Source organism: Pseudomonas sp. PvP009, assembly GCF_017832995.1.
Taxonomy (GTDB): Bacteria; Pseudomonadota; Gammaproteobacteria; order Pseudomonadales; family Pseudomonadaceae; genus Aquipseudomonas; species Aquipseudomonas syringae.
In genome coordinates this window covers 3,319,507-3,336,682 of the sequence record NZ_JAFIBG010000001.1, presented here as the reverse complement: position 1 = coordinate 3,336,682, position 17,176 = coordinate 3,319,507, and the positions used below count along the sequence as shown (strand labels likewise).

Here is a 17,176-nt window from a genome sequence, read left to right as displayed (position 1 = left end):
TTTTGAGCGCGCAGCGCGCTCTTTGAACAGGACAACGAATTCATGGCTCATTCACCCCAGATCCGCATCCCCGCCACCTACATGCGCGGTGGCACCAGCAAGGGTGTGTTTTTCAGGCTGACTGATCTGCCCGAAGCTGCACAGGTTCCGGGCGCGGCGCGGGATGCGCTGCTGTTGCGGGTCATCGGCAGCCCTGACCCCTATGAAAAGCAGATCGACGGCATGGGCGGGGCAACGTCGAGTACCAGCAAGAGCGTGATTGTTTCGCGCAGCAGCAGGCCCGACCACGATGTCGATTACCTGTTTGGCCAAGTATCCATCGATAAGCCGTTTGTCGACTGGAGCGGCAATTGCGGCAACCTGTCAGCGGCCGTAGGGCCGTTCGCGATTACCAGTGGCCTGGTCGACCCGGGCCGTGTTCCGCAGGACGGCGTCGCGGTGGTGCGTATCTGGCAGGCCAACATCGGCAAGACCATCATCGCCCACGTGCCGATCAGCAACGGCGCGGTGCAGGAAACCGGTGATTTCGAGCTGGATGGCGTGACCTTCCCGGCAGCTGAAGTGCCACTGGAGTTTCTCGACCCGGCGGCGGACGAAGAGGGCGCGGGCGGCTCGATGTTTCCGACGGGCAATCTGGTGGACGAGCTGGAGGTGCCCGGCATCGGCATTCTGAAGGCGACCATGATCAATGCCGGCATCCCGACGATTTTCGTTAACGCCGCCGATATCGGTTACTCCGGCACTGAGCTGCAGGGCGTTATCAACAGTGATCCGCAGGCGCTGGCCCGCCTGGAAGCCATTCGCGCCTACGGTGCTGTACGCATGGGCCTGATCGGCAACATCGATGAAGCTGCCGCACGCCAGCACACGCCCAAAGTGGCCTTTGTCGCTGCGCCCGCCGATTACGTGGCGTCGAGTGGCAAGCCTGTCGCTGCGCAGGATATCGAGCTGCTGGTCCGCGCCGTGTCGATGGGCAAGCTGCACCACGCGATGATGGGCACGGCTGCGGTGGCCATCGGCACAGCGGCGGCCATTCCAGGCACGCTGGTGAATCTGGCCGCTGGCGGTCAGGCACGCAGTGCGGTCAACTTTGGCCATCCCTCCGGCACATTGCGGGTCGGCGCCCAGGCCGTTCAGGAGGGCGGAGACTGGAAAGTCACCAAGGCCTTGATGAGCCGCAGCGCCCGCGTGCTGATGGAAGGCTGGGTGCGGGTGCCGCAGCCAGCCGAGTGAAGTCGTCAGCTTGACGGGGTGACCGCAGCGCCTACTTGAAGCGTCGCTCCACGCCTTTTTCGACCAGCACCTTGGCGGAGATTTCTTCCACCGAAAAATGCGTGGAATTGATGTGCGCGATGTTCTCGCGGCGGAACAGGCTTTCCACCTCGCGCACCTCGAATTCGCACTGCGCGTAGCTGGAGTAGCGGCTGTTGGGCTTGCGCTCGTGGCGAATCGCGGTGAGGCGGTCCGGGTCGATGGTCAGGCCGAAGAGCTTTTCGCGATGCTGCTTGAGCGCTGCAGGCAGTTGCAGCCTTTCCATGTCATCTTCGGTCAGCGGATAGTTGGCGGCCCGGATACCGAACTGCATGGCCATGTACAGACAGGTCGGGGTTTTGCCGCAGCGCGAGACGCCGACGAGGATGATATCGGCCTTGTCGTAATAATGTGTCCGTGCGCCGTCATCGTTGTCCAGCGCAAAGTTGACCGCCTCGATGCGCTCCATGTAATTGGAGTTATGCCCGATGGAATGCGATTTACCCACGGAGTAGGACGAGTGTGAACTAAGCTCCTGCTCCAGCGGGGCGAGGAAGGTCGAAAAGATATCGATCATGAAGCCATTGGACGTCGCCAGAATCTCGCGAATGTCCTGATTGACGATGGTGTCGAAGATGATCGGCCGCACATCGTCCTTGTCGGCGGCATTATTGATTTGTTGTACCATCGCCCGCGCCTTCTCGACGCTGTCGATATAGGGCCTGGTGAACTTGTTGAACGTAATGTTTTCAAATTGTGCCAGCAAGCTCTGGCCCAGGGTTTCGGCGGTGATGCCCGTGCCGTCCGAGATGAAGAAAGCGGATCGTTTCATTTTTGCCCCAGGCCTTAAGCAGTTGACGAATTCTGGCTATGATAGGCGTGCTGGCCTGCCATGAGAGCCCGCAGGTGCAGCTTTTTTGCACGCCTGGTTTTGCACACTCGGTTTTGAACGCCCGACCTGTACGTCCGGGCAGACACGCCTGAAGCCACACCGCATGTGGCGCAGGTGAATGAGCTTTTCCCAACAACAAACACAGTTAGTGGAGAGATCACCTTGGTAGAGTACGTAGTTTCCCTCGATAAGCTCGGCGTCCATGATGTAGAGCACGTGGGGGGCAAAAACTCGTCCCTCGGCGAGATGATCAGCAACCTCGCAGGTGCTGGTGTTTCGGTGCCCGGCGGCTTCGCGACTACCGCCCAGGCCTACCGTGACTTTCTCGAGCTCAGCGGCCTGAACGAGCAGATTCATGCGGCGCTGGACGCCCTTGACGTCGATGACGTCAACGCGTTGGCCCGCACCGGTGCGCAGATTCGTCAGTGGATCATGGAGGCCGAGTTCCCCGAGCAGCTCAACGCCCAGATCCGTACTGCGTTTGCCGAGCTCTCTGCGGGTAATCCGAACCTGGCCGTGGCCGTGCGTTCCTCCGCAACGGCCGAAGACTTGCCGGATGCCTCGTTCGCCGGCCAGCAGGAGACCTTCCTGAACATCCGCGGCGTCGAGAACGTGATCCGTGCCGCCAAGGAAGTCTTCGCTTCATTGTTCAACGACCGTGCGATTTCCTACCGTGTACACCAGGGCTTCGACCACAAGCTGGTCGCGCTGTCTGCAGGCGTGCAGCGTATGGTGCGCTCCGAAACCGGCACGGCTGGTGTCATGTTCACCCTCGACACCGAGTCCGGCTTCCGCGACGTGGTGTTCATCACCGGCGCTTACGGCCTGGGCGAGACGGTTGTACAGGGCGCCGTCAACCCGGACGAATTCTACGTGCACAAGGACACGCTGGCGGCTGGCCGCCCGGCGATCCTGCGTCGCAATCTGGGCAGCAAGGCGATCAAGATGATTTACGGCGAAGAAGCCAAGGCCGGTCGTTCGGTCAAGGTGATCGACGTCGAGCCTGCCGATCGCGCGCGTTTCTGCCTGAGCGATGCCGAAGTGTCCGAGCTGGCCAAGCAGGCGATGATTATCGAGAAGCACTACAAGTGCCCGATGGACATCGAGTGGGCCAAGGACGGTGACGACGGCAAGCTGTACATCGTCCAGGCGCGCCCGGAAACGGTGAAGAGCCGTGCTTCGGCCAACGTTATGGAGCGCTATCTGCTCAAGGAGACCGGCAAGGTGCTGGTCGAAGGCCGTGCCATCGGTCAGCGCATCGGCGCGGGCAAGGTACGCATCATCAAGGACGTGTCCGAGATGGACAAGGTCCAGCCCGGTGACGTGCTGGTGTCGGACATGACCGACCCGGACTGGGAGCCGGTCATGAAGCGCGCTAGCGCAATCGTCACCAACCGTGGCGGTCGTACTTGCCACGCGGCGATCATCGCCCGTGAGCTGGGCATCCCGGCAGTGGTCGGCTGCGGCAACGCCACGCACACCCTTCAGGATGGCCAGGGTGTCACGGTTTCCTGCGCCGAGGGCGACACCGGTTATATCTTCGAAGGCGAGCTGGGCTTCGATATCAAGACCAACTCGGTCGATGCGATGCCTGATCTGCCGTTCAAGATCATGATGAACGTCGGCAACCCGGACCGTGCCTTCGATTTCGCCCAGTTGCCCAATGCCGGTGTCGGTCTGGCGCGTCTGGAGTTCATCATCAACCGTATGATCGGCGTGCACCCCAAGGCGCTGCTCAACTACTCGGTGCTGCCACCGGAAATCAAGGAAAGCGTCGACAAGCGCATCGCCGGTTACGATGATCCGGTCGGTTTCTATGTCGAAAAGCTGGTCGAGGGCATCAGTACTCTGGCCGCCGCGTTCACGCCGAAGAAGGTCATCGTGCGCCTCTCGGACTTCAAGTCCAACGAGTACGCGAACCTGATCGGCGGCAAGCTCTACGAGCCTGAAGAAGAAAACCCGATGCTGGGCTTCCGCGGTGCGTCGCGCTATATCAGCGAGAACTTCCGTGACTGCTTTGAGCTGGAGTGCCGTGCGCTCAAGCGTGTGCGCGAAGAGATGGGCCTGACCAACGTCGAGATCATGGTGCCGTTCGTCCGCACCCTGGGCGAGGCGAGCCAGGTCATCGATCTGCTGGCCGCCAATGGCCTGAAGCGTGGCGAAAACGGCCTGCGCATCATCATGATGTGCGAACTGCCGTCCAACGCGATTCTGGCGGAAGAGTTCCTCGAGTACTTCGACGGCTTCTCCATCGGCTCCAACGACCTGACCCAGCTGACGCTCGGTCTTGATCGTGACTCCGGGGTGATCGCTCACCTGTTTGATGAGCGTAACCCGGCGGTAAAGAAGCTGCTGTCCAATGCCATTCAGGCGTGCAACAAGGCCGGCAAGTACATCGGCATCTGCGGGCAGGGGCCTTCCGATCATCCGGACCTGGCGCGCTGGCTGATGGATCAGGGCATCGAGAGTGTGTCGCTGAACCCCGATTCGGTACTGGAGACCTGGTTCTTCCTTGCCGAGGCACAGGCGCCTGTCTGACCGGCGGCGACGTACCTGAGGCACGGCCCTTAAACGACCGGGCTCCCGTGTGACGCGAACGCGGCCTGAGCCGTCATGTGGTTCAGGTGTTTAAATGAGGCGGTTTCTTCGGAAGCCGCCTTTTTTATGGCGCACCGCGAGACCCCGGAACGCGTGGTTTCATCCCGTCTGTCAAACCAGATAAAGAGTGATATGCAGAGCAGCAGCCAGCTTTTCCCCGTGGCCTTGATCAGCGCCGAGCGTCGTGGCGATCTGGTCGAGGACGTCTACCGTCTCAAACCTGCCAACAGTCCCGACGCCAGTGTCGAACTGGCGGTGACCCGGCTGGGGCGCGTCGATCAGCCCGACGTGCGTGGCACTCCGGTCATACTGCTGCATGGCAGCTTTTCCAACCGGCGGTTCTGGTATTCGCCCAAGGGCATCGGTCTGGGCGCTTATCTGGCGCGGGCCGGCTATGACGTGTGGATTCCTGAAATGCGCGGCCATGGCTTGTCGGCTCGCAACCTGAGTTATCGCAGCAATTGCGTGGCGGACTACGCGCGCTTCGATTTGCCAGCCATTGCCGCGTTCGTCGTCGAGCAAAGTGGCCAGGTACCGCACTGGATCGGCCACTCGCTGGGCGGCACGAGCCTGGCGGCAGCCTTGGGCGGTCAGTATCTGGGGGCTGACACTGCGGCGTCTGTGGCGCTGTTCGGCAGCCAGGTCAGCCGCACCTACTGGCCGCTGAAAGTCCCGCCACTGCAATGGTCTGCGAAGTTGCTGTTGAGGTCCTTCGAGCATATCTCCGGACCGCGTTTCAAGCGCGGGCCGGAAGACGAGCCGATCGGTCTGGTTCTGGAGAGCATGCGCTGGCACGGGCTGTTCGGACGTTTCGGTGAGCGTGACAACAACTGGTGGGCAGGGTTGAGCGCGGTTCAGGTGCCGGTTCTGGCTGTCGCTGCGGCCGGCGACCATCAGGACCCGGTGTGGGCATGCCGTGAACTCTTCGAGCAGATCGGCAGCGAACACACGCAATTCCTCTGCCTGAGCCGCGAACACGGCTTCAGCGAGGATTTCGATCATGTGCAGATGCTGGTCAGCAAGGCCGCGCAGCAGCAGGTCTGGCCGCGCGTGATCGAGTGGCTTGGCGAGCGCTCGGTTCCTGAACAAGTTGCAGAGTTTCAGGTCGCGGTGGGCAGTTAGCCGGTAAAGTCGCTATGGTTAGGCTCATCCGGTCGTGTCTGTTTCACTAAACCGTCTGTATCAATCGCGTCCCAATAGCCGATGAAAGGAGTTGTCTCATGCACTACCTCACCCCCGATCTGTGTGACGCCTATCCGGACCTGATTCAGGTCGTGGAGCCGATGTTCAGCAATTTTGGCGGCCGCGATTCGTTTGGTGGCCAGATCGTCACGCTGAAATGTTTCGAGGACAACTCCAAGGTCAGGGAGCAGGTTGAGCTCGACGGCAAGGGCAAGGTACTGGTCGTCGACGGCGGTGGCTCGCTGCGTTGTGCGCTGCTGGGTGACATGCTGGCTGACAAGGCTGCAAAGAACGGCTGGGAAGGCATGTTGATCTACGGCTGCGTCCGCGATGTGGATGTCATCGCCCAGACCGACCTGGGTGTCCAGGCGCTCGCCAGTCATCCGAAGAAAACCGAGAAGCGCGGCATAGGTGAGCTGAATGTGCCGGTGACCTTTGGCGGCGTGACGTTCCGCCCCGGTGAGTACCTGTATGCCGACAACAACGGCGTCATCATTTCCCCATCACCTCTGACCATGCCGGAATAAGCGAAGTATCCATGTTCGATGAAGCAAACGCGCAGTGGGGGCTGGTTCATGCCCTCGTTTTGGACGGTAAGGGTGGGGCGCGTTTCATCGCTCGAACCGAGTTGCAGGACCTTGCATTGCAGCCAGAAGAAAGCCTCTGGCTGCACTGGGATCGTAGCCATCCGCAGACGCATGCCTGGCTGCGCACCGGCAGCGGTCTGAGCGAGTTTGCCTGCGACCTGTTGCTGGAAGAGAACACCCGGCCGCGTTTGCTGCCGTTGCCGGAGCAAGAGCTGCTGCTGTTTCTGCGCGGCGTGAATCTGAATCCCGGTGCTGAACCTGAAGACATGGTCTCGGTGCGTATCTTCGCTGCCGCGCAGCGGGTTATCTCGCTGCGCCTGCGTCCGTTGCGCGCCACTGAGGAACTGATTGAGCTGCTGGGGCAGGGCAAAGGCCCGAAGGGCGCCTCGGAGCTGATCCTGCACCTGGCGCAGCACCTTACTGACAAGGTTCAGGACCTGGTGGGTGAACTGACCGAGTCGGTCGATGAAGAGGAAGAAAAGAACGACGCCGACGAACGGTACAATCCCGAGCATGGCAAGCTGCTGCACATCCGTCGACGTGCTGCCGGCCTGCGCCGGTTCCTTGGGCCGCAGCGGGATATTTATGGTCAGCTTTCACGCATCAAGCTGTCCTGGTTTGCCCATGACGACGCTGATTACTGGAATGAGCTGAACAACAGCCTGACCCGTTATCTGGAAGAGCTCGAGCTGACACGCGAGCGGGTGGGGCTGCTGCTGGAGTCCGAGGACCGGCGCCTGCGCGAGCACATGAACCGCACCATGTACCGCTTCGGGATCATTACCTGTATCTTTCTGCCGATGAGTTTTCTCACGGGTTTGCTGGGTATTAACGTTGGCGGCATTCCGGGTTCGGCCAGTTCGTACGGCTTTCTGGTGGCCTGTCTGCTGATCGTCGCACTGGGCGCAGGGCAGTGGTGGCTGTTCCGCCGTTTGCGTTGGGTATAGGGTGAGCCTCGATGGTTTTTTGGTGAGCTTGTGTGACTTGTTGTTTTCGCGTCGCGTCTTTGAATGACATTACGTGAGGTGCCTGATGCACGATCCGTTTGAAGAATCTTTACGCGACATGCTCAATTCTTCATCCTCCAGCCGGGATGATGACGCATGTCTGGGACGCGTCCTGAAGACCGCCAATCGCCAGGTCGGCGCCGGTGTGCTATTCGGGTTGCTGGGCCGCTGGTCTGAGGCGCTGATGATTGCCGTGAACAACGGCTCGGCCCACGTCTCTCCCGTTTCTCGTCGCACCTCGACAGGTGCGCGTTCTATCGATAAGGCTGATTGAGCATGGAATTGAACCTCTGGACCCAGAGCCTTCTTGCTGCAATGACTGCATTGTGGACCAAAGTCGCAAACTTCATCCCCAACCTGTTCGGCGCCCTGGTTGTGGTGTTGCTCGGTTTTGTCGTCGCCAAGCTGCTCGACGCACTGCTTTCCAAATTACTGGCCAAACTGGGCCTTGATCGTCTGGTCGGCGGTACCGGCCTGACCAAGATCATCGGCCGCGCTGGCGTCAAGGTGCCGGTCTCCACGCTGATCGGCAAGGTCGTCTACTGGTTCGTTCTGCTTATATTCCTCGTATCGGCCGCTGAATCATTGGGCCTGCAGCGGGTCTCAGCTACGCTCGACATGCTGGCGCTGTATTTGCCTAAGGTATTTGGTGCTGCGCTGGTGCTGCTGGTCGGTGTGCTGTTGGCGCAACTGGTCAATGGCCTGGTACGAGGTGCTGCCGAAGGCGTAGGGATCGATTACTCTGCCGGCCTGGGGCGAATTGCCCAGGGGCTGGTCATTATCATCAGTATTTCGGTCGCGATCAGCCAGTTGGAGGTTAAGACCGACCTGCTGAACCACGTTATCGTGATTGCGCTGATTACCGTTGGTCTGACAGTGGCGCTTGCCCTGGGCCTCGGCAGTCGCGAAATTGCCGGGCAGATCATTGCCGGAATTTACGTCCGCGAGCTGTTTCAGGTCGGGCAACAGGTACAGATAGGCGATACGGAAGGGCAAATCGAGGAAATCGGTACGGTCAAGACAACGCTACTGACAGACGAGGGGGAGCTGGTGTCGTTTTCCAACCGCATCCTGCTCGAGCAGAGAGTAAGCAGCCGTTAAGCGGTTAACCTGCTAATGTATGCCGCCAGGTTGCCGATACAGGCCATGGCGGACATTGACCTGACTGTCGGCAAGATTTGTTTTGAATAAACCTCAACCGTTTTCGACGCGCTACGACCCACGCGAGCTCTCAGATGAGGAGCTGGTTGCGCGCGCCCACGTTGAGCTGTTCAATGTGACGCGGGCCTACGAAGAATTGATGCGCCGTTACCAGCGAACACTTTTTAACGTGTGCGCGCGGTATCTGGGGAACGATCGCGATGCTGACGATGTCTGTCAGGAGGTGATGCTTAAAGTGTTGTATGGGTTGAAAAATTTTGAAGGTAAATCTAAATTTAAAACCTGGCTGTACAGCATCACCTACAATGAATGCATCACGCAGTACAGGAAGGAACGGCGTAAGCGTCGCTTGATGGACGCGCTGAGTCTGGATCCACTTGAGGAAGCGTCGGAAGAAAAGGCGCCCAAACCTGAAGAACGGGGCGGACTTGATCGCTGGCTTGTGTATGTGAACCCGATCGATCGGGAGATTCTGGTGCTGCGTTTTGTTGCAGAACTTGAATTCCAGGAGATCGCTGACATCATGCACATGGGCTTGAGCGCAACGAAAATGCGTTACAAGCGGGCTTTAGATAAATTACGAGAGAAATTTGCGGGAATCGCCGAAACTTAATACGGTGCAAATATCTCTAACAAACTGGCAAGGTCTGGTAGACTTGCCGCTGAGTTGTCCCCATGTGTGGGACTGCTTAATAATCATCAGATGGGGATTTAACGGATGAAACTGAAAAACACCTTGGGCTTGGCCATTGGTACTATTGTTGCCGCAACTTCGTTCGGCGCGCTGGCTCAAGGCCAAGGCGCGGTCGAAATCGAAGGCTTCGCCAAGAAAGAGTACTACGACAGCGATCGTAACTTCAAAAACGACGGCAACCTGTTCGGCGGCTCCGTTGGCTACTTCCTGACTGACGATGTTGAGCTGCGTCTGGGCTACGACGAAGTCCACAACGTCCGTAGCGACAGCGGCAAGAACATCAAGGGCGCAGATACTGCTCTGGACGCTCTGTACCACTTCAACAACCCAGGCGACATGCTGCGTCCATACGTATCTGCCGGTTTCTCTGACCAGAGCATCGGTCAAGACGCTCGCCGTGGCCGTGACGGTTCCACCTTCGCCAACATCGGCGGCGGCGCCAAGCTGTACTTCACTGACAACTTCTATGCCCGTGCAGGCGTTGAAGCTCAGTACAACATCGACCAAGGCAACACCGAGTGGGCGCCTAGCGTCGGTATCGGTGTAAACTTCGGCGGCGGCAGCAAGAAAGTTGAAGCAGCACCAGCTCCAGTAGCTGAAGTGTGCTCCGACAGCGACAACGACGGCGTGTGCGACAACGTCGACAAGTGCCCGGACACCCCAGCCAACGTTACCGTTGACGCTGATGGCTGCCCAGCAGTTGCCGAAGTGGTTCGTGTTGAGCTGGACGTGAAGTTCGATTTCGACAAATCCGTAGTCAAGCCTAACAGCTACGGCGACATCAAGAACCTCGCTGACTTCATGCAGCAGTACCCACAGACCACCACCACTGTTGAAGGTCACACTGACTCCGTCGGTCCTGACGCTTACAACCAAAAACTGTCCGAGCGTCGTGCAAACGCCGTTAAACAGGTTCTGGTTAACCAGTACGGTGTTGGCGCTAGCCGCGTAAACTCGGTTGGTTACGGCGAAAGCAAGCCAGTTGCTGATAACGCAACTGAAGCTGGCCGCGCAGTTAACCGTCGCGTAGAAGCAGAAGTAGAAGCTCAAGCTAAGTAATTAGCCGCTTGTACTGAAAAGCCCGGCTTAGGCCGGGCTTTTCTTTGCCTGCGATTTGGCATTGCGTCTGTTCAGGCGGGCTTGATGTCAGCCGGCATTCAGCTGTGCGTGGTCCATCAGCGTTTGATTCAGCAGCTCATTGCTGTACGCGGCAACCGCGCCGATCACCAGAATGGCGGGGCTCTTCAATTGGAAAGCGGCTGCGTCCTGTTGCATGTCATTCAGGGAGCTGCGGCATTCGCGCTGCCACGGCAGCGAAGCGTTCTCGATCATCGCCACCGGCATCTCGCCACTCATTCCGCCTGCCAGCAGGCTCTCGCGAATTTCCGCCAGTTTCGCCACGCCCATGTAAACCACCAGGGTGGTTCCGCCTTGCGCGAGCGCCTGCCAGTTGAGGGTGCTGTCGTCCTGAGTGTGAGCGGTGACCAGCGTCACGCCACGGCTAATACCACGCAGGGTCAGCGAAATGCCGCATTGTGTTGCACCGGCAAGACCCGCTGTAATGCCGTTGACCAGCTCCACGGCCACACCGCGCTCCTGTAGCCACTGCGCCTCTTCACCGCCCCGTCCGAAGATGCAAGGATCGCCGCCTTTAAGGCGAACCACGCATTTGCCCTGACGTACATAGCGCAGCATCAGGCGATGGATAAACGCTTGCGGCGTCGAACGGCAACCGCCGCGCTTGCCGACCGCGATGACCCGCGCTCCCGGACAATGTTCCAGCACTGCGGGGTTGACCAGATCGTCGATCAGCACCACGTCGGATTCAGCCAAGGCACGCACTGCCTTGAGGGTCAGCAACTCCGGGTCACCGGGGCCTGCGCCCACCAGCCATACTTTTGCGCTCATGCCGCATTCCTCATTCTGTAACCGCCACGGTATGGATCAGTCTTCTTATTTCCGGCACGCACGAGCCGCACTGGGTGCCGCAGCCCAACTGTGTCTTGAGTTGATTCAGGTTCAGGCCACGCTCGATGGCGCTCATTACTGCGTTCTGGCTGACGTTCATGCAGTTGCACAAGGTCTTGTCGCGAGCCTGTGTCGAGTCTTTGCCCGGTTCGCTGCTCAGCGGTGCCAACAGCCAGCGCCGCAGTGAAGCATCGACGCGCTGTTCCAGCCACAACGTCTGCAGCCAATGCCGGGCAAGTGTTTCACCGGCCAGACGAATCGCGGTAATACGTTGGTTGTCGATACGTACTCGCTTGCCGATCGAGCGTTTGGGGTCGTCATACGCCATGACCGGTCCTTCATCCAGGCCCAGTACACGATCAATCTGCTCTAGCAGCGCTGAATCGGGTGCTTGTGCGCTGGCGGCGCGTATCAGCAGAGCCGGTCGCTCGCGTCCGGCAAGGCCCATGCTCAGGTAGGGGAAGGCGTCGCACAAGGGGCGCAGCTTTTCCATCCGTTGTTGCACGTTGCCCTCGACCAGCGCAAAGAATTGCCAGGGCAGGTAGGCTTTTTCGATCCTGACGCCGGCGTGCTTGAGTTCCGGTTGTTTCGAGACCGGGTCGAAGGCTGGCTGGGTGAGCACGTTGATCCCCCCCTTGAGGAACCTGTCGCCCCAATGCATCGGCACAAAGGCCTGTCCGACTGCAACGCTGTCCTCGCTGCCGACCGGCAACAGCAGTTCGCCGCGCCGGCTGATCAGTTTGATCAGGTCGCCGGGTTGCAGGTCATGGCTGAGCATGTCCTGCGGATTGAGGCTCAGCACAGCTTCGCTGACGTGTCCGAACAAACGCGCAGCGGTGCCGGTGCGACTCATGCCATGCCATTGATCGCGCAGCCTGCCGGTGTTGAGCGTCAGCGGGTAGTCGGCATCGCGCAATTCCCTGGCGGCAATGTAAGGCTCTGACAGGAACTGCGCCCGGCCTGAATCGGTGGGAAAGACTCCATCGCTGTAAAGGCGCGGCGTACCGCTGCTAGCGCCACGCGGGAAGGGCCATTGTTGCGGGCCCTGCTGGTCGATGAGCTCGCGGTCGATTCCGGAGATGTCCAGATCGCGTCCGACCGTCAGGCCCTTGAACTCATCGAACAAGGCCTTGGGTGTGGCGAAATCGAACAGCGCGGGCGCGTCGGGTTGCAGGCGTTTTTGCAGGCGCTGAGCGAAATCCACCGTGATTGCCCAGTCCGAGCGCGCTTCGCCGGGCGCCTGAATGGCCTTGCGCACGTTGGAGATGCGCCGTTCGGAGTTGGTCACCGTGCCTTCTTTCTCGCCCCAACTGGCGGCAGGCAGCAACAGATCGGCATAACGCGCGGTTTCGGTGGTTTTGAACGCTTCCTGGAGTACCACGAACGGGCAGGTTTCCAGCGCTTGCCTGATGCGGGTCTGGTCGGGCAGTGACTGTGCCGGGTTGGTACAGGCGATCCACAGGGCCTTGATCGTTCCGCTCTGCAATTGCTCGAACAGTTCGATGGCTGAAAGGCCGGGATTGGCAGGCAGGCTGTCGACGCCCCAGTAGTCTGCAACCTCCTGACGATGCTGAGGATTTGCCGCGTCGCGATGACCAGGCAACAGGTTGGACAGGCTGCCGGTTTCACGTCCGCCCATGGCGTTGGGCTGGCCAGTGAGCGAGAAGGGGCCTGCGCCGGGTTTGCCAATCTGCCCGGTCGCCAGGTGCAGGTTGATCAGCGCGCTGTTTTTCGCGCTGCCGGCTGTGGACTGATTCAGCCCCATGCACCACAGCGACAGAAAAGCCGGAGCTTCGCCCACCCAGCGGGCGCAGGTGTGCAGCTGTTCAAGGCTAATGCCGCAGAGGGCGGCCACGTATTCAGGTGGGTAATCACGGGCCAGCGTGGCCAGTTCCTCATAGCCCTGCGTGTGCGCGGCAATGAACGCCGAGTCGATCAGGCGTTCGTTCATCAGTATATGAAGGATGCCGTGAAACAGCGCGACGTCAGTGCCGGGCTGAATCGCCAGGTGCAGGTCGGCCAGTTCGCAGGTGTCGGTGCGCCGTGGGTCGATGACGATGAGTTTCATCTGCGGACGACAGCTTTTTGCCTCTTCCAGGCGACGAAACAGAATCGGGTGCGCGTACGCCATGTTGCTGCCGACGATCATCACGCAGTCGCTCAGTTCGATGTCTTCGTAGCTGCAGGGCGGTGCATCGGCACCCAGGCTGCGCTTGTAGCCAGCTACGGCCGAGGACATGCACAGCCTTGAGTTGCTGTCGATATTGTTGGTGCCGATCAGTGCGCGCGCCAGCTTGTTGAAGGCGTAGTAGTCCTCGGTCAGCAACTGGCCGGAAATGTAGAAGGCGACGCTGTCGGGACCGTGTTCGCGAACGGTCTCGGCGAAGACATTGGCCGCGTGCTCCAGCGCGGTATCCCAATCGGTGACGCTGCGCGCCAGGCCCTTGCCCAAACGCAGTTCCGGGTACAGCGCGCGGGCTTCGATGTCGCCGGTCAGGTGCAGGCTCGAACCTTTGCTGCACAGCTTGCCGAAGTTGGCCGGGTGCTTCGGGTCGCCGCTGACACCAAGAATATGCTCGCCGTCATGTTCGATCAGTACGCCGCAGCCCACGCCGCAATAGCAGCAGGTAGACGCCGTGACCCGAGGGGTGTGGAGGGCGAGGCTGTTCATGCGCAGGCAGCCTCTGGAGCAACGGGTTTGCCGAACATCAGGTGGTCGCGTATGGCGTCGATACCCTGGCCATCACGGATCTGCTGCAGGTACCAGTTGCCGTCGGCGGTGTCGCCGTACAGGCAGGCGCCGACCAGTACATCGTTCTTTATTACCAGCTTCTTGTAGACACCGCCGATGGGGTCGGAAAGGGTGATGCTTTCAGTGCCTTCACCACCCAGAAAATCTCCGGCGGAAAACAGGTCGATGCCGGTGACTTTCAGCTTGGTCGAGGTGACCGAGCCCTGATAACGCGCAAAGCCCAGTTGCGCAAGGTGATTGGCGCACACTCGGGCCTGCTCGAACAGCGGCGCCACCAGTCCATAGGCGATGCCTCTGTGGCTGACGCATTCGCCAATCGCGTAGATGCGCGGGTCGTAGGTCTGCAAGGTGTCATTGACCAGAATGCCGCGGTTACAGGGCAAGCCGGCTTGCTCGGCCAATTCGGTGTTGGGTCGTATGCCTGCTGCCATGACTACCAGATCGGCGTCGATCCTGTCGCCGTTGTTGAATTGCACTGCGGTTACACGGCCCTGATCATCGCCGAGCAGGGCGTTGGTCTGTTCGTCGAGGCGAAAGCTCAGGCCGCGCTTCTCCAGTGCCGCTTGCAGCATCCTTCCGCTGGTCTTGTCCAGTTGGCGCTCCAGCAGCGTCTGGCCGTTATGAATCACCGTGACGTGCATGCCGCGCAGGCTCAAGCCGTTGGCCGCTTCCAGGCCGAGCAACCCGCCGCCGATGACGACTGCGCGTTTGTGCGTGACGGCGGTGTCGATCATCTGCCGCGTGTGGCCGATGTCGCGATAACCGATGACGCCGTTCAGCGTGTTGCCGGGGATCGGCAGTATGAACGGTCGCGAACCGGTGGCAATCAGCAGCCGATCGTAATGGGCCTGGGTGCCGTCATCGGCGATCACCAGGCGTTTGATGCGGTCGATCTTTACCACGCGACGGTTGAGCAACAACTGGATACCGTTGCGTTCGTACCACTCGAGGTCGTTGAGCACGATGTCTTCGAAATTCTGTTCGCCGGCCAGTACCGGCGACAGCAGGATGCGATTGTAATTGGGGTGTGGCTCGGCGCCGAAGACCGTGATGTGGTAAAGGTCTTCGCTCAGTTTCAGCAACTCTTCGAGTGTGCGCACGCCGGCCATGCCGTTGCCGATCATCACCAGTTTGAGTTTGGTCATCTTGCCTCCGAGTCACTGCAGCGCGTGCTCGACACATTTCGCGCAAACAAAAAAAGGCGTCCCGTCAGTGGTCTGACGAGGACGCCTTTGTCCGGTCCCGTTCTCTCGGGAGACGCAGCCTTCAGCGTTGAGGGCGGCGTTTTATGAATTATCTAACAAGGACCATGCAGCGCTTGTGCCAACTCGGATTTGCCGGCCTGCGCGGCGTGCAGCCGATAATGCAGACCCTTTCTGCACTGCGTTGAGGCGCGTTGCACAGAAGCGGGGCGCAAGGGCTCAGTGGCGGCCCATCAACCAGATCATCAGCACCAGATTGAACAGCAGGGAGAGCAGGGCTAGTGTTCGCCAGACTTTCAACGGTTCGCGTTCCAGCAGCGGACGCGGCTTTGCCACCAGCGGACGATGCTCGGCCTGCTCCAGTTCCAGCAACCACTGTTCGGCGGTTTCATAACGCTGGTTCGGGTCGGCGTGCAGTGCCTTGTCCAGGCTGTGGCTCAGCCACTGCGGCAGATCCGGCCGATAACGGCTGGCGGGTATCGGTGCGCCGAAGCGACGGTGCTGAAAGGCTTCGATCTCACCGTACGGGTATTGCCCTGTCAGCAGGTAATACAGGGTGACGCCTGCCGCGTAGAGGTCCTGCTGCGGATGCGGTTCGGCACCGTTGAAGGCCTCCGGTGCTATATAGCTCGGTGTGCCGGGCAGGTCTTCGGTATTGACCGCCGAAAGGCCCGGGCAGAACGCCAGGCCAAAATCCAGCACGCGCAACTCGCCGTCGTCGGCCAGCAGCAGGTTTTCCGGTTTGATATCGCGATGGATGATGTTGCGTCGATGCAGCAGGCCCGTGGCCCGTAGCAGCCGCGTGGCGAGGTCCTGCCACTGGGCCAGCGGCAACGGCCCTTTGCCAGTGAAAAGCTCGGCCAGTGTGTGCCCGCGGTACTCGCGCATCACGTAATACAGATGCTGTCGGTCTGGCAGCGGGTGTATCTCGGGAAAGAAGCGCCCGGCGACCCGGCGCAGAAACCACTCTTCCAGCAGCAGCCCCTGACCGGCACCGGTCTCGTCATGGCGACTGGCCGGCAGGGTTTTCAGCAGCCAGGGCTGCTCATTGATATCGGTGACGCGGTAAACGATGGACTGGCGTGACTGCGCCACGATGCCACCGACTTTCCAGCCCTCGAATGCCTGATCGGCCTTGAGCGCGGGTGGCAGCGGCCATTGTTGCAGTTGCAGCAGCGCATCCCCCAGATCATCCTCGCCGAGCATGTCGACCTGAATCAGCAGGGCGCTGGCATTGTCCTGACTGCCGGCCAGGTGCGCCGCGCTGACCAGGGTTTTGACTGCCGCGTCGAGGTCGTGCTGTTCGCCCAGAATCGAGCGAATGCTCGCATCGCCCAGCGTCGCCCAGACCCCGTCGCTGACCAGCAGCAGGCGTTCGCCCTCACACAGCTCGCCGTCCAGGTAATCCATGACCACGTACTGGTCCAGACCCAGCGCACGCTTGAGCACATGCTGCATGTCGGCCTGTTCCCAGACGTGATCTTCACTGATGCGTTTGAGCGTCCCGGGCTGCCAGCGATAGGCCCGGCAGTCGCCGACGTGGGCGAGGGTGAAGCGCCGACCGCGCAGCACCAGAGCGCTGAGGGTGGTCAACAGGCCGTTGGCAAGCAGCCAGCGATTCTGCGCCAGCAGCAGACGATCAAGGGACTGCGCCACGCCCCAGGTTTCCGGCGTGGCGTAATAGTCGAGGGCCAGCGCCTGCAGGGTCGACTGCGCGGCCAGTGCGCCGTCGGCACACTGGCTGACGCCGTCGGCAAGGGCGAACAGATAGCCCTTGCTGGCCGCCAGCGCCGGGACTGGCGTGACCAGGCGCACGGCGTCCTGATTTTCCGCTCGCGGTCCGCTGGCGCTGAATTGCGCGAACTGCAGTTGCAGGGTCATC

13 protein-coding genes and 1 pseudogene are annotated in these 17,176 nt (G+C 60.4%); 9 read left to right on the top strand and 5 right to left on the bottom strand.

What is annotated here, in order from left to right:
- The first annotated feature begins 42 nt into the window (after positions 1–42).
- On the top strand, positions 43–1,233 hold the full coding sequence (gene prpF / locus JOE29_RS14255) for a 2-methylaconitate cis-trans isomerase PrpF (protein ID WP_044311558.1): 1,191 nt from the start codon (positions 43–45) through the stop codon (positions 1,231–1,233).
- Positions 1,234–1,264: 31 nt separating this feature from the next.
- On the opposite strand, the gene JOE29_RS14250 is transcribed toward prpF, so the two are convergent.
- Positions 1,265–2,083, bottom strand: coding sequence for a pyruvate, water dikinase regulatory protein (locus tag JOE29_RS14250; protein ID WP_003347114.1), 819 nt, complete (start codon positions 2,081–2,083; stop codon positions 1,265–1,267).
- A gap of 222 nt (positions 2,084–2,305) precedes the next feature.
- Between JOE29_RS14250 and ppsA the strand changes: the two genes are divergently transcribed.
- From ppsA to JOE29_RS14210, 8 genes are all read left to right on the top strand, one after another.
- Positions 2,306–4,681, top strand: coding sequence for a phosphoenolpyruvate synthase (ppsA, locus tag JOE29_RS14245; RefSeq protein WP_004418234.1), 2,376 nt, complete (start codon positions 2,306–2,308; stop codon positions 4,679–4,681).
- 192 nt (positions 4,682–4,873) lie between these two features.
- Positions 4,874–5,863: an alpha/beta fold hydrolase gene (locus JOE29_RS14240; protein ID WP_210079626.1), complete on the top strand. Its 990-nt coding sequence runs from the start codon at positions 4,874–4,876 to the stop codon at positions 5,861–5,863.
- A 98-nt stretch (positions 5,864–5,961) separates the two neighbouring features.
- Positions 5,962–6,450: a ribonuclease E activity regulator RraA gene (gene rraA / locus JOE29_RS14235; protein ID WP_003315690.1), complete on the top strand. Its 489-nt coding sequence runs from the start codon at positions 5,962–5,964 to the stop codon at positions 6,448–6,450.
- Positions 6,451–6,461: 11 nt separating this feature from the next.
- Entirely contained in the window at positions 6,462–7,457 is a 996-nt protein-coding gene (locus tag JOE29_RS14230; protein ID WP_003423705.1) for a zinc transporter ZntB, read from the top strand.
- 85 nt (positions 7,458–7,542) lie between these two features.
- Positions 7,543–7,791, top strand: coding sequence for a crfX protein (locus JOE29_RS14225; RefSeq protein WP_003383654.1), 249 nt, complete (start codon positions 7,543–7,545; stop codon positions 7,789–7,791).
- Between the two features lie 2 nt (positions 7,792–7,793).
- Entirely contained in the window at positions 7,794–8,618 is an 825-nt protein-coding gene (locus JOE29_RS14220; protein ID WP_003315687.1) for a mechanosensitive ion channel domain-containing protein, read from the top strand.
- An 82-nt stretch (positions 8,619–8,700) separates the two neighbouring features.
- Positions 8,701–9,291, top strand: coding sequence for an RNA polymerase sigma factor SigX (gene sigX / locus JOE29_RS14215; protein WP_003315686.1), 591 nt, complete (start codon positions 8,701–8,703; stop codon positions 9,289–9,291).
- A gap of 105 nt (positions 9,292–9,396) precedes the next feature.
- The gene (locus tag JOE29_RS14210) at positions 9,397–10,431 is read left to right on the top strand and encodes an OmpA family protein (RefSeq protein ID WP_003392951.1); all 1,035 of its coding nucleotides are present in this window, start codon (positions 9,397–9,399) and stop codon (positions 10,429–10,431) included.
- Positions 10,432–10,518: 87 nt separating this feature from the next.
- Here JOE29_RS14210 and cobA read toward each other — a convergent pair whose 3' ends face one another.
- The 4 genes and pseudogenes from cobA to JOE29_RS14190 form a co-directional block, all read right to left on the bottom strand.
- A complete protein-coding gene (gene cobA / locus JOE29_RS14205; RefSeq protein ID WP_210079625.1) occupies positions 10,519–11,280 on the bottom strand; it encodes a uroporphyrinogen-III C-methyltransferase in 762 nt (253 codons plus the stop codon).
- A gap of 10 nt (positions 11,281–11,290) precedes the next feature.
- Positions 11,291–14,011, bottom strand: coding sequence for a nitrate reductase (locus tag JOE29_RS14200; protein WP_210079624.1), 2,721 nt, complete (start codon positions 14,009–14,011; stop codon positions 11,291–11,293).
- Between the two features lie 26 nt (positions 14,012–14,037).
- Positions 14,038–15,237 (bottom strand): annotated as a pseudogene (locus JOE29_RS14195) (FAD-dependent oxidoreductase); the annotation flags it as partial.
- 276 nt (positions 15,238–15,513) lie between these two features.
- Positions 15,514–17,175, bottom strand: a complete 1,662-nt coding sequence (locus JOE29_RS14190; protein WP_210079623.1) for a bifunctional protein-serine/threonine kinase/phosphatase — start codon at positions 17,173–17,175, stop codon at positions 15,514–15,516.
- Between the last annotated feature and the right edge of the window lies 1 nt (position 17,176).

Bases quoted from the DNA above. Each gene is read 5' to 3' on its own strand.
- prpF (WP_044311558.1), top strand. From the start codon at position 43: ATGGCTCATTCACCCCAGATCCGCATCCCCGCCACCTACATGCGCGGT.
- JOE29_RS14250 (WP_003347114.1), bottom strand. From the start codon at position 2,083: ATGAAACGATCCGCTTTCTTCATCTCGGACGGCACGGGCATCACCGCC.
- JOE29_RS14240 (WP_210079626.1), top strand. From the start codon at position 4,874: ATGCAGAGCAGCAGCCAGCTTTTCCCCGTGGCCTTGATCAGCGCCGAG.
- rraA (WP_003315690.1), top strand. From the start codon at position 5,962: ATGCACTACCTCACCCCCGATCTGTGTGACGCCTATCCGGACCTGATT.
- JOE29_RS14230 (WP_003423705.1), top strand. From the start codon at position 6,462: ATGTTCGATGAAGCAAACGCGCAGTGGGGGCTGGTTCATGCCCTCGTT.
- JOE29_RS14225 (WP_003383654.1), top strand. From the start codon at position 7,543: ATGCACGATCCGTTTGAAGAATCTTTACGCGACATGCTCAATTCTTCA.
- JOE29_RS14220 (WP_003315687.1), top strand. From the start codon at position 7,794: ATGGAATTGAACCTCTGGACCCAGAGCCTTCTTGCTGCAATGACTGCA.
- JOE29_RS14210 (WP_003392951.1), top strand. From the start codon at position 9,397: ATGAAACTGAAAAACACCTTGGGCTTGGCCATTGGTACTATTGTTGCC.
- cobA (WP_210079625.1), bottom strand. From the start codon at position 11,280: ATGAGCGCAAAAGTATGGCTGGTGGGCGCAGGCCCCGGTGACCCGGAG.
- JOE29_RS14200 (WP_210079624.1), bottom strand. From the start codon at position 14,011: ATGAACAGCCTCGCCCTCCACACCCCTCGGGTCACGGCGTCTACCTGC.
- JOE29_RS14190 (WP_210079623.1), bottom strand. From the start codon at position 17,175: ATGACCCTGCAACTGCAGTTCGCGCAATTCAGCGCCAGCGGACCGCGA.